Source organism: Peptoniphilus stercorisuis, from assembly GCF_017874395.1.
Taxonomy (GTDB): domain Bacteria; phylum Bacillota; class Clostridia; order Tissierellales; family Peptoniphilaceae; genus Anaerosphaera; species Anaerosphaera stercorisuis.
Map to the genome: position 1 here is coordinate 1 of NZ_JAGGLJ010000026.1, position 11,843 is coordinate 11,843.

Annotated in this window: 13 protein-coding genes, 1 other RNA gene and 1 other annotated feature; of the genes, 5 read left to right on the forward strand and 9 right to left on the reverse strand. The window is 29.3% G+C overall.

All coding sequences use genetic code 11. The annotated features are described in order from the left end of the window. Positions 1–266: 266 nt before the first annotated feature. The 7 genes from J2Z71_RS08600 to J2Z71_RS08630 all read right to left on the reverse strand — a co-directional run bounded on the left by J2Z71_RS08600 (position 267) and on the right by J2Z71_RS08630 (position 5,141). The gene (locus J2Z71_RS08600; RefSeq protein WP_210062223.1) at positions 267–797 is read right to left on the reverse strand and encodes a LuxR C-terminal-related transcriptional regulator; all 531 of its coding nucleotides are present in this window, start codon (positions 795–797) and stop codon (positions 267–269) included. Next, positions 797–1,804, reverse strand: a complete 1,008-nt coding sequence (locus J2Z71_RS08605; RefSeq protein WP_210062225.1) for a LacI family DNA-binding transcriptional regulator — start codon at positions 1,802–1,804, stop codon at positions 797–799. The genes J2Z71_RS08600 and J2Z71_RS08605 overlap by 1 nt, the downstream gene beginning before the upstream one ends. Before the next feature lies 1 nt (position 1,805). Next, on the reverse strand, positions 1,806–2,708 hold the full coding sequence (locus tag J2Z71_RS08610; protein ID WP_210062227.1) for a diacylglycerol/lipid kinase family protein: 903 nt from the start codon (positions 2,706–2,708) through the stop codon (positions 1,806–1,808). Between the two features lie 114 nt (positions 2,709–2,822). After that, positions 2,823–3,317 (reverse strand): hypothetical protein, encoded by a 495-nt coding sequence (locus J2Z71_RS08615; protein WP_210062229.1) that lies wholly within the window; start codon positions 3,315–3,317, stop codon positions 2,823–2,825. Between the two features lie 23 nt (positions 3,318–3,340). Further along, positions 3,341–3,862: a YtxH domain-containing protein gene (locus tag J2Z71_RS08620; protein ID WP_210062230.1), complete on the reverse strand. Its 522-nt coding sequence runs from the start codon at positions 3,860–3,862 to the stop codon at positions 3,341–3,343. A 184-nt stretch (positions 3,863–4,046) separates the two neighbouring features. Then, positions 4,047–4,226, reverse strand: a non-coding RNA gene (ssrS, locus tag J2Z71_RS08625) — 6S RNA. A gap of 39 nt (positions 4,227–4,265) precedes the next feature. After that, positions 4,266–5,141 (reverse strand): RluA family pseudouridine synthase, encoded by an 876-nt coding sequence (locus J2Z71_RS08630; RefSeq protein WP_210062232.1) that lies wholly within the window; start codon positions 5,139–5,141, stop codon positions 4,266–4,268. 82 nt (positions 5,142–5,223) lie between these two features. Between J2Z71_RS08630 and J2Z71_RS08635 the strand changes: the two genes are divergently transcribed. Next, positions 5,224–6,027, forward strand: a complete 804-nt coding sequence (locus tag J2Z71_RS08635) for an NAD(+)/NADH kinase (RefSeq protein ID WP_210062233.1) — start codon at positions 5,224–5,226, stop codon at positions 6,025–6,027. 77 nt (positions 6,028–6,104) lie between these two features. Here J2Z71_RS08635 and rplL read toward each other — a convergent pair whose 3' ends face one another. Beyond that, positions 6,105–6,482, reverse strand: coding sequence for a 50S ribosomal protein L7/L12 (gene rplL, locus J2Z71_RS08640; RefSeq protein ID WP_210062234.1), 378 nt, complete (start codon positions 6,480–6,482; stop codon positions 6,105–6,107). Between the two features lie 47 nt (positions 6,483–6,529). Beyond that, complete coding sequence (rplJ, locus tag J2Z71_RS08645; protein WP_342590816.1) at positions 6,530–7,069, reverse strand: 50S ribosomal protein L10; 540 nt, start codon at positions 7,067–7,069, stop codon at positions 6,530–6,532. 8 nt (positions 7,070–7,077) lie between these two features. Further along, positions 7,078–7,208 (reverse strand) — a sequence feature (ribosomal protein L10 leader region). A 200-nt stretch (positions 7,209–7,408) separates the two neighbouring features. Here rplJ and J2Z71_RS08650 point away from each other — a divergent pair. The 4 genes from J2Z71_RS08650 to J2Z71_RS09095 all read left to right on the forward strand — a co-directional run. Next, entirely contained in the window at positions 7,409–8,098 is a 690-nt protein-coding gene (locus J2Z71_RS08650) for an ABC transporter ATP-binding protein (protein ID WP_210062236.1), read from the forward strand. Continuing rightward, on the forward strand, positions 8,091–10,247 hold the full coding sequence (locus J2Z71_RS08655; protein ID WP_210062237.1) for a COG1361 S-layer family protein: 2,157 nt from the start codon (positions 8,091–8,093) through the stop codon (positions 10,245–10,247). Before J2Z71_RS08650 ends, J2Z71_RS08655 begins: the two co-directional genes overlap by 8 nt. Beyond that, the gene (locus J2Z71_RS08660) at positions 10,247–11,572 is read left to right on the forward strand and encodes an ABC transporter permease (RefSeq protein WP_210062238.1); all 1,326 of its coding nucleotides are present in this window, start codon (positions 10,247–10,249) and stop codon (positions 11,570–11,572) included. The genes J2Z71_RS08655 and J2Z71_RS08660 overlap by 1 nt, the downstream gene beginning before the upstream one ends. Positions 11,573–11,670: 98 nt before the next feature. Continuing rightward, positions 11,671–11,843, forward strand: a 173-nt coding sequence (locus J2Z71_RS09095; protein WP_210062239.1) for a helix-turn-helix domain-containing protein, incomplete at its 3' end; no start/stop codon positions are given.

Consider the following 11,843-nt stretch of genomic DNA (forward strand, 5'->3'; position numbering starts at 1 on the left):
TTTTTCAGCTTGTTTAGTATATAATATTTTTTATCTTTTGTCAAGACTTTTTTATTATATTTTTTAAACTTTTTATCTGCTGTCTTTTAGTTACTGTCTAACTTCAACAGCTTTTTAATTATAAAATATCTGAAGATCTTTGTCAAGAACTTTTTAACATTTTTTTAATTTTTTATTGTCAGCTTCTTTGCAATTTGTTCTTGCTTTACTGACTTTTAATAGTTTACCATTCTATGCTTTTCATGTCAATATAAATTATACATTTTTTACATTTTTATTTTATAAATTTTCTCTTGTAGTTCTGTTCTTCCTTTTACATCTAGCTTTTTATATAGATCAGTTAGATTGTTTTTAACTGTTTTTTCGCTTAAAAACAAGGCTTTAGACATTTGTTTATTTGTTAGATTTTTAAGTATTCCCTTTACAAGTTCTTTCTCTCTTATATTTAGAGTTTCTATTGTAGATACTAATTGATCTTGTTCTACTAATACTTTAGCTATCTTACTATCTATATAGGTTTTATTACGTTTTGCTGATTTTACAGCCATAATAAGCTCTTCTTCTGATACATCTCTTAAAAGCCTTACTCTTTCATTACCCAGTAGCGCTTTATATATATCATCATATATCATAATTATTCTTTTTCTATTATAAAAGTACCTATCAGTTATTAGTATATCTTCATCTGATAGGTCCTTTTTATCTTTAATTATTTTTATGTTTTCGCCCTTTAAGGCACTTAATAAGCCTAGATTATAGATTTCACCACTACAAAGTATTTTTATACTTGCTTTCATTAGTCTATTTTCTTAGTACTTTCTCTTTTTAATATTTGAACTGGTAATACTATTGCTTCTTCTTCTGTTGTTTCTTTTTTAATTTCTTTTAATATTTTTCTAATTGCAACTGCACCTATATCATAATATGGTATTTTTACAGTTGTAAGTTTTGGTCTATATATTCCACTTAGAGCAGTTCCACCAAATCCTGTTACAGATATATCCTCTGGAACTTTGTATCCATTATCTACTAATGTATTTATTGTAAATATTGCAAGTTCATCTTGAGTACAACAAAAAGCAGTTGTTCCATCTTTTACACTTTTTATTATTTCATCTGATACATCTAGAACATCTTTTTCACTTACACCCATTGTATATATTCCATTAGTGTCTAAGTTTTCTTCTTTCATTGCCTTTTCATATCCAGTTACTTTATGTCTTTCTTCAGTTCTGTCTATATCTTTTTTCATAGCAATAATATCTATTTTTTTGTGTCCTAGTTCTTGTAAGAATTTAGTAATTTCATAACTTGCTTTTTCATAGTCAATTCTTACTGTCAATGTATCTTCTATATTATAAAATCTATTCATATTAATATATGGGATTTTACTTTCTTCTAGTTTATACATTAATTTTTGATTTAATTTATTTGAGATTACAATAATTCCCTCTACTTGCTTTTGTGAAAATAATTTCGCAAATTTAAGTTCTATTTCTGAATCTCCATAGGAGCTTGATAGTAATATGTCATACTTATACATTCTACCTATTTCTTCTACTCCTCTTAATATTTGACTTACATAAGATGAACCAATGTCATCTACAATAACTCCTATTAAGTTTGATTTTTTTGTAACTAAACTTCTAGCTACTTCATTTGGCTTGTAATCTAATACTTCTATTGCATGAAGTACTCTTCTTCTAGCCTCAGGACTTACTGGTTTTGAGTCATTTATAACTCTTGATACTGTTGATATTGATACATCTGCCATTTTTGCTACGTCTTTTATAGTCGATGCCAAATTAATCTCCTCCTCTTACTATTAATTTAAGTGCTTTATCTAGCACTTTAAAAGTCATTGGGAGTTCCCCCGCTTTTTCCCCGTCTACGTCTACAACAAGTTTTTTATCTGTTTCTATTGTTATTTCTTTAGTTTTTAGATAAATAATTTTATTGTGATCTATGTGTTTTCCGCTTAATATTGAAGGTGCTATTTCTAATACTTCCCCTGAAGTTATTCCCTTTAATATTACAACATCTAAATAACCATCATAAACTTCTGCTTTTGGTGCTATTTTTTTAAATCCACCTACTGATGCAGAATTCGCAACTAAAAACATATGAATTTCTTCTTCTGATTCTAGTTCCTCTGATTTAATTTTTGCTTTTATTAAATCTCTATCATCCATTTGCCTAAGTCTTGCAAATTCTTTAATTCCTTCAAAGTAATAGGCCATTCTACCTATTTTACTTTTTAAATCATCAGAAACTGTATATGCAACCTCAGTTAACAATCCTGCTGCTGCTACATTTGCAAAGACTCTTTCCCCTGCCATTCCAAGATCTACATCTATTTGATTATTCGCTTTTATCATATCATAAAAATCTCTTATATTTGTTGGAAGATCTAAAAAAGTTGCAAAATCATTTACAGTGCCTCCTGCAAGTATAGCGAGTGGTACTTTTCTATTTCTGTGATAGATTCCATTTACTACCTCATTTAATGTTCCATCTCCTCCATAGCATATAATTAAGTCTTCACCTTCATCTTCTTCTGCAAAAATCATTCCATCATTTCTTTTTTTAGTAAATCTTAAATCTATTTTATATCCATCTTCACTAAATAAATTTATTAATTGATTTATTTTTGTTAATGCTTGTTCTCTTCCCGATTTAGGATTTGCAATAATTTTTATCTTTTTCATATACCCTCCAAGAATGTCCTTGTATATTATACTAAAGATATATTAAAATAAACAATAATAAAAGCAGATTTCCAATATAATTATACTAGAAATCTGCTTTTTATTCTTAGATTATCATTTTGATAAAAACACATCTTTTATAGCATAGACTACTTCTCTTGCAATATAGAAGTAATCTATTATATTATTTGCATTAATAGATATTGTTTTTGCTGTATCTGATATTGTATCTGATACATTTGATACTGTACTTTTAACCTTTAGTGTTGTTGTGTCTACTGTCCTTGATATATCATCTACAGTTTGAGCTACATTTCCTGCTGCGCTTACTATTTTTTCCACATCAGGTCTTGCTGCTGTTACTATTTCTGATGATTCCTTTGTAATGATATTAACATTATTTGTAATATCCACTGCATTATCTGTTAATGTTGGCACTTTTTTTATAGTATCATCAATTATTTTATGATTTTCTTCTAAGATATCATTGCAATGATTTACTAATTTCAGTACATTTTTTAGTACAAGAGCTAAATAAATAAGAGCTCCAGCACCGGCTAAATATAAGATTATTCTCAATAGATCATGTAGCGTAATAGCCGTTTGCATTCTTACCAACTCCTACTTATTAACTATTTTATTTCTTTATCAATTTTTTCTTTTGATTCTTTAGCTTCTTCTTTAACTTCTTCTGCGCCTTTTTCAAGGTTTTCTTTTACAACTTTTGCTGAATCTTTTACAGATTCTTTTGTTTCTTTTACATCTTCTTTAGCTTCTTCTGCGCCTTCTTTTACAATTTCGCCAACAGCTTTAGCTTTAGATTTAGCAATATCAATGTCTTCTTCTATTTCATCTTTTTTATAAGATGCTTTTTCTTTTAAATCTTCATAAGTTTTTTTAACTTGTTCGCCTGCTTGATAAGCTTTAAATTGAATACTATCTGCTGCTTCTTCTGCTGCACTTGTTACTGAATCTGCTACATCTTTTGATTTTTGAGCAATTTCATCTCTTGTCTCTTTACCAGACTTTGGAGCGAATAATAATCCTGCTGCTGCACCTGCTGCTAAGCCTGTTGCAACTTTTCCTGCGTCTTTTAAAGCTTCTTTTCTTTTTTCTTCACGTTTTTTCTTTTCTAAGTAATCAAATAGTCCCATTGTATCTCTCCTTATCATAGTAATCTTAAAAGTATCTTACTATCAAATTTAATATTATATTATGATAATTTATACCCTAGCGCCTTATTTTAAATCAATAATTAGACTTATGTTCATATTGTATCACGAATATTAGTTTATCTTAAGTGTTAAGTTTGTTATATTTTTATCAATTATTCAAAAAAATAAATCCACGGTACCGTTACTCCATTAATTCATACCCGCTAAACAGCAGGTGGGTAATCTCATCTTATTTTCTAAAGTCCCCTCCTTAAAGGGCATTTTATCTAATAATCTATATGATTTCCCATATAATCTTTGTCGGTTGAATTAACTGAAGTGTTATCGAATACCACAGATTTACTAAATTAATTATACACTAAAACCCTCTAGTAATCAATGTTTACAAAATTTTCTTCATATCATCAAATAAGGGAGCTTCTATTTTTAGTCTATTTCCACTTCTTGGATGATCAAATTCAATATAAAAACAATGTAGCGCTTGTCTATTTATAATATCTGATTTTTCTCCATATAGCTCATCACCTATTATAGAACAACCCATATGAGATAAGTGAACTCTTATTTGATGTGTTCTTCCTGTATATAGTCTTAATTTTACAATTGCTATATCTTCATTTTCTTCTAAAACTTCATATCCAGTTTTTGAATATTTACCATCTTCTGAAATAGTTCTTTTTATTCCCTCTTCAGTTCTTTTTATTGGTAGTTCTATTATACCCACTTTATTAGTCTTAAAATTATTTTTTGTAAGAGCTATATATTTTTTTATTACAGTATCATCTTCAAACTGTGCTGAAATCGTAGAATGAGCATGTGAATTTTTAGCAATTATAACTATTCCAGATGTATCTCTATCTAGTCTATTTACAAATCTAACTTTTCTTTTTATATCTTGTTTCTTAAAATAATAACAGGCATAATTAAGCAGTGTATTATTTATATTTGATTTTGCAGTATGAGTTACCATATAAGGCTCTTTATTTACAACTAGAAGATCATCATCTTCATACAATATATGTATTGGACCTTCTTCAGCTTCTGCATTTAGCTTTTCTTCTGGTATTTTTACTAAAATCTCATCACCTTTTTTAAGTAATATATTATTTTTAGTTACTTTATCATTTACTAAAATGACACTTTCTCTTGTCACTTCTCTATAAAATCTCGATGAAATACCATTGTCTTTTAGATAATCTTTTAGCTTAACATTATCCTTATTTGCTATATATTTAAAGTAATCTTTAGAATTATACATCCTATCCCCTTTATTTTTTTTAATTTTTATAATATTATATAATATAATTAATAGAACTTACAATTAGAAAACGGAGGACATTGTGGAAGACAAAATTATTAATATTTTATCTAATTCAAATTTTGAATCTAGAAAAACCACTTCAAAATTAATTTATTTATTGAAGTCAAAGGGATTTAATCCTACAACAAAATTTTCCAACAAAGCAGAACTTACAATTTGTGTAGGTGGTGATGGTGCATTTTTAAAAGCTGTTCACAAAAATAACTTTTCTCAAATCCCATATGTTGGCATTAACACAGGCCATTTAGGTTTCTTCCAAGAAATAAGTCCAGATAAGATGGACGAATTTATAAATGATTATATTAAAGGAAATTACTCTGTTGAAGAATTAAATTTAATAGGTGCTGAAGTTTTTACTAAAAATAAAAACTATATACTAACAGCTTTAAACGAAGTTGTGCTTAAAGCTCAAAACTCTAAAATGATACATTCCCATGTTTTTATAAACAAAAATCATTTAGAAAAGTTTTCAGGAGATGGACTTTTAATATCCACACCTTCAGGCTCTACTGCCTATAACTTCTCTAGTGGTGGTGCAATAGTATATCCTACTTTAAATGTAATTCAACTTACTCCAATTTCTCCAGTTAATAGTACTGCTTATAGGTCATTACAAAGTCCTGTAATAGTTCCTGGTAATCATATTATAAGTTTAGTTCCAGAAAAGCGATATGCAAATTCTAATTTACTTTTAGTTGATGGAAAAGAATATTTCTTTACAAATCTAAAAAAAGTGAACCTTAGAATGTCTAATAAAACTATTAGAAGACTTGTATTCTCAAAAGATTCCTATTGGGACAATTTAAAAAGTAAATTTTTATAAACCTGCTTCTTGCAGGTTTATTTTTTTGCATAAAAAAATCCGTATCAATTGATACGGATTTTAAAACTTTAAATTAATTAAGCAAGTTCTACAACTGCTCCAACTTCTTCAAGTTTAGCTTTCATTTCTTCAGCTGCTTCTTTAGCAATTCCTTCTTTAACTGCTTTAGGAGCTCCGTCAACTAGAGCTTTTGCATCTTTAAGTCCAAGTCCAGTTAAGTCTTTAACTACTTTAATAACTTTAACTTTTTCTTGTCCTGCTTCTTTAAGAACAACGTCGAATTCTGATTTTTCTTCTGCTGCTGGTGCTGCTGCTCCTGCTGGTGCTGCTGCAACTGCCATTGGTGCTGCTGCTGAAACGCCAAATTCTTCTTCTAATGCTTTAACAACTTCTGAAAGTTCTAAAACTGTTAATCCTTTTACTTCTTCAATAAGTGCTTCTATTTTTTCTGACATTTAAAATACCTCCAATAATTTTTAATTAATTATCTGCTAAGCTGCTATTAAGCTGTAGCTTCTTCTTCTTTTTTGTCTGCGATAGCTTGTAATACTACTGCTAGACCTCTTAGGTTTCCTGTTAGTACATTTGCAAGACCTTGGATTGGAGCATTTAGTCCTCCAAGTACTTGAGCGATTAGTACTTCTCTTGATGGTAGTTCTGCTAGAGCCTTTACTTCTTCTACTCCGATAACTTTTCCATCTACGATACCTGCTTTAATTTCTAACTTTTCGTGGTCTTTTGCAAATTCAGCAGAAACTTTTGCTGCTGCAACTGCGTCGTCATTAGAGAATGCTACAGCACTTGGTCCTTTTAAAAGTTCATCTAATTCTGTAATTCCAAGTTCGTTAAATGCACGTCTCATCATAGTGTTTTTGTAAACTTTATAGTCAACATCTTTTTCTCTGAAGTTAGATCTTAATTCTGTAACTTCTTCAACATTAAGTCCTCTATAGTTTACAAGTACGATACTTTCTGCATTTTCAATCTTCTCTTTGATTTCATCCACTAATTGGGTTTTCATTTGAAGTTTTTCTTCTTTCACTCTTTCACCCCCGAATATAAAAAAATCCCACCAAGACATAGTGAGATAGAAATTTCATAAGTAAATAAAATTTTCTTACCTCGGTAGGATTATTAAAACTGTCGTTCCCTACTGTCTTTGGTTCTTGTTCAATTAACAGTGATATATTATCAAAAACACAGACTCTTGTCAAGTAAGTTTTTTGAAAAAATCTTAATAAATTTTTAAAAACTTAGTTATGTTTTTGTAACCATTCATATTTAGCTATATGATATACTTTTACTATCAAAATTGCAAGAAAGTTGGTGGTATAAAATAGAGACTTTAATAAATATAAAAGACTTAAAAAAAATCTATAATATGGGTGGTGAAAAGGTCTATGCCTTAAATGGAATTAATCTAGATATATATAATGAAGAAATACTTTGCCTACTTGGAACATCTGGTTCTGGTAAAAGTACCCTTCTAAATATGATGGCTGGACTTGATAAACCTACTACTGGTGATATTTTTGTTGGAACTGAGAAAAAAATAAATATTATAAAATTATCCGAAAAACAAATTACTAAATTTAGACAACTAAATGTCGGGTTTGTATTTCAATCTTATAATCTTATTCCAACATTAAATGCCATGGAAAATGTAAGTCTTGGAATGATTTTTAAGGGAATTGAAAAAAATAAAAGAGAAGAACTTGCAAAGGAAATCTTAGAGAAAGTTGGTCTAGGAGATAGACTTTTTCACAAACCAAATGAAATGAGTGGTGGCCAACAACAAAGAGTTTCAATTGCAAGAGCTTTTGTAGATAAGCCTAGAATTGTATTTGCAGATGAGCCTACGGGAAATCTTGATACTGCTACATCCTTTGAAATCATGAATCTCATGTGTCAAATGGCAAGAGATTATAATCAAACTCTTATTATTGTAACTCATGACACTGAAACATCAATATATGCCGATAGAATTGTTGAAATGCGTGATGGCAAAATTATAGATGTAAAAGACAATATTGCAAAAATACCTAGAATTATTGGAGGGAATAATGAATAAAAAAACTAGCTTAATCCTTGCTTCAGTTATACTTATTAGTTCAATTTCACCAGTTAAAGCAACAAGTTTTAAATCAAATTTAATGAAAAATAGCGATTTTTTAATAGCATCTGGAGATGATAAGAGTGACAAAATTTCAAATATTAAACTTACTGTAAAAGCCGATCAAACTATTAATCTTACTGAAGGACGAGAAGCAAATATAAATGTAAGAGTTACTAATAATAGTGGTGAAGATGCTGAAAATGTATCTGCCCAAGCTATTATTGAAAATCCTGAGAAAGTTTACATATCTGGAGATGGATATATTAAAGAAAACGAGACTTTACGTGACGGGAATAATTTTAGTGGAAATTTTAAAATCAAAACTGATGAAAACTTTGAATCTAAAACTATCCCTGTAAAGATAAATTTAAGATATTATGTAGATAATAATTTTCAAGAACAAGATGAAATTATATACGTAAGAGTTATAGCTCCTGAAAAAGCAATAAATCCATCTGTTGAAATAGTTAAGGTTGATTCTATGTGGCTTAATAAAATAGAATCTGGAATTTCTTTTCAAGCACCTTTTGAAGTAAAAAACACAGGAGATTCTGTTGCTAAAAATATTAAGATTTCCCTTGAAGGTCTTGAAAATAATAATATAACTCTTGCTGATGGACTTTCTACAACTGATATTACAAGACTTGAACCTGGTCAATCTAGATTTATTTATTTTAATTTAAAAACTCAACAATCTACAAAACCTGGTTCTTATATGTTAAAACTTGATTATAAATTTACTGGAGAAAAAGAAACCTCAGCTCCAATTGAGGGCAATTACCAGTTTTCTGTAGATATTTTAAAATCAAATATTAAACCATCTACTTTAGAATTTCAAAATATAACTTTCCCAACTGCTCCAGTTGGAAGAAATAAATCTGTAAATATTTCCTTTGACCTTAAAAACACTGGAAAATATACTGCAAAGGATATAAAAGTTACAGCAGATAGTAAAGATCAAGAGGGACTTGCATCTAAATCAGTTTCTCAAATCAATGCTCAGCCTTTAAAACCTGGCGAAAGTGCACATTTTTCTTTTTCTTTTATAACTACACCATCTGCAAGTACTAGAAATTATCCTGTTGAGCTTAAAGCGACATACACTGATAAGACTACTACTGAAACTCCCTTTGAAACCAATCAAATTGCAGGAGTTTTTGTTCAAGCACCTAAGGAGAAAGAACCTGGAGAAAAGGGAGAAACTACTGTACCAAAACTTATTATAGAAGAATATTCCTTTGAACCAGAAATAATAGAAGCTGGTAAGCCTTTTAAAATGAGACTTAAACTGTATAATACAAATGCATCTAAAGCTGTTAAGAATATTAAAATCTTTTTAACTTCAGATGTTCAAGAGTCAGTATCACAAGAAGGTGGCTCAGAGCAAACTGGTGCATCTAGTTCTTCAGCTTCAGTATTTACACCAATTGATTCTTCAAATACTTTTTATATAGCATCTATTGCACCAGGATCTAAAGTTGAAAAAGAAATAACCCTTACTACTGTTCCTGATACTGCAGCTAAAACTTATACTGTAATTGCAAATTTTGAGTATGAAGATGGTTCTGCTCAAAAATATACAGCAACTGAACAAATTGGAGTTCCAGTAGTTCAAAGGGCTAAACTTGATGTTGGTGAAATAATCCCTGAAGGAGAATTTTCTATTGGAATGGACACACCTTTATCTGTTGATTTTTACAATACAGGAAAAGCTACACTATTTAATGTAATGGTTAAAATAACAGGAGATGGACTTAAATTTGACACTCCAACATATTATAAGGGAAATTTCCAACCAGGTTCATCTGATAATTTTTCTTGTAATATAACTCCTGAATCTGCTGGCAAAAAAAGAATAACTCTTACTTTTAGTTTTGAAGATTCAACTGGACAAAATCAATCTGTAATACGTGATTATGAATTTGAAATTATGGATGATATGGGACCTAGTGATGAAGATATGAATTTTGAAGAGCCAAAAAAACCAATTTTAGGAAAAATCATTGGTGGAATTATTTTAATTATAGCTCTTGCTGGAAGTGGAATCTTTATTAAAAAAAGAAGAGATAAGAAAAAAAATGATGATGAGGATCTAGGATTATAATGAGACTAAATGATTTAATATCCATGGCTCTTAAAAATCTATTTAGCAGAAAACTGAGAACTTTCTTAACTGTACTTGGTGTTGTAATTGGTGCAACTTCTATTATAGTTATGCTTTCTCTTGGTTTTGGACTTCAACAAACGCAAGAAAACTTTTTAAAATCCATGGGTGATTTAACTACTCTTGATATTCGTAATAATATGTATTCAGGAGATAATAATTCAAATAGTAAAGAAAAAAAACTAAATGATTCTGCCATTTCAGAAATCAAAGAAATAAATCATGTAAGTGCAACTATGCCAATTATGGAAACTAATGGAAAGTTAATATCTGGAAGATATTCAAATGACTGGACTCGAATAATTGGAATTACACCTGATTCTATGGAAGCCTTTGGATTTAAAATAGAAGAAGGTAGGCTTTTAAATTCAGGAGATAAAAATGGCGTAATATTTGGTGGTGGCATTACTCAAAATTTTAGAGATCCTAAAAGACCTGGAATTGATGCCTCTACTAAAATAAAACCTATGAAAAGTAAAATTGATATTCAACTAGGTGATTCTTATGAAATGGATCAAGATCAAAATATAAAACCCTATGTTGAAAGAATAAAAGTCCTTGGTGTTTTAGTCAATAATGACAATGACTGGGAAAATAACTCTTCTGTATTTATGTCTATGGAATATCTTAAGAAACTAAAAAAACTTTCTAATGCTGCTCTTCCTGCAGACAAAAGAGAAAAAGATTCTAATGAATATTCAACTATTAAAGTTAAAGTAGATGATATGGAAAATGTAAAAGATGTTCAAGCTAAAATAAAAAATCTTGGCTACGAGGCATCTGGTATGACAGATTGGCTTGAGAGTTCAAAGCAAACTGCTAGAATATTCCAAGCAATCTTTGGTGGAATTGGAGCAATTGCCTTTTTAGTTGCTGCAATTGGAATTACTAATACTATGATTATGAGTATTTATGAGAGAACTCGTGAGATTGGTGTTATGAAAGTTATTGGAGCTTCAATTTCTGATATTGAAAAACTATTTTTAGTTGAAGCTGGATTTATTGGATTTTTCGGAGGAATAGTAGGTGTTATATTTTCACTTTTAATTTCCTTTGTCTTTAACTTCTTTGCAAGTAGTTGGCTTCTTAGTTCTATGATGGGTGGAGGAGCTGATCCTTCTATTGAAGCTAAAATTTCAGTAATACCTATTTGGTTAATTATTATTGCTCTTTTGTTTTCTACTTTCATTGGAGTTTTATCAGGATATCTTCCTGCTAAACGTGCTATGAAATTATCTGCACTTGATGCAATTAAAAGTGAATAAATTAAAAAAACTGCTTTTGATTATAATACCTCTAGAGTACACACTAAATAAAAAGTATAATATACTTAATTTAGAAAACTTTGGAGGTGTTATTTTTTATGGGAAAACATGTTAAAAGAACTTTAGAAGAAAAAATCAAAATAGTCAAAGAATATAAGGAAGGTGCTTCATTAACGTATTTATGTGAAAAATATGATATTAGTGGGACAGGTACTATATCTACTTGGAGTAAAAAATATGATGAAGGTACTTTAGGTATTGATAATAGAGG

What these genes read in the sequence shown, in the direction of transcription:
- J2Z71_RS08600 (WP_210062223.1), bottom strand. Translation starts at nt 797, where the DNA reads ATGAAAGCAAGTATAAAAATACTTTGTAGTGGTGAAATCTATAATCTA.
- J2Z71_RS08610 (WP_210062227.1), bottom strand. Translation starts at nt 2,708, where the DNA reads ATGAAAAAGATAAAAATTATTGCAAATCCTAAATCGGGAAGAGAACAA.
- J2Z71_RS08615 (WP_210062229.1), bottom strand. Translation starts at nt 3,317, where the DNA reads ATGCAAACGGCTATTACGCTACATGATCTATTGAGAATAATCTTATAT.
- J2Z71_RS08620 (WP_210062230.1), bottom strand. Translation starts at nt 3,862, where the DNA reads ATGGGACTATTTGATTACTTAGAAAAGAAAAAACGTGAAGAAAAAAGA.
- J2Z71_RS08630 (WP_210062232.1), bottom strand. Translation starts at nt 5,141, where the DNA reads ATGTATAATTCTAAAGATTACTTTAAATATATAGCAAATAAGGATAAT.
- rplL (WP_210062234.1), bottom strand. Translation starts at nt 6,482, where the DNA reads ATGTCAGAAAAAATAGAAGCACTTATTGAAGAAGTAAAAGGATTAACA.
- J2Z71_RS08650 (WP_210062236.1), top strand. Translation starts at nt 7,409, where the DNA reads ATGGGTGGTGAAAAGGTCTATGCCTTAAATGGAATTAATCTAGATATA.
- J2Z71_RS08655 (WP_210062237.1), top strand. Translation starts at nt 8,091, where the DNA reads ATGAATAAAAAAACTAGCTTAATCCTTGCTTCAGTTATACTTATTAGT.
- J2Z71_RS08660 (WP_210062238.1), top strand. Translation starts at nt 10,247, where the DNA reads ATGAGACTAAATGATTTAATATCCATGGCTCTTAAAAATCTATTTAGC.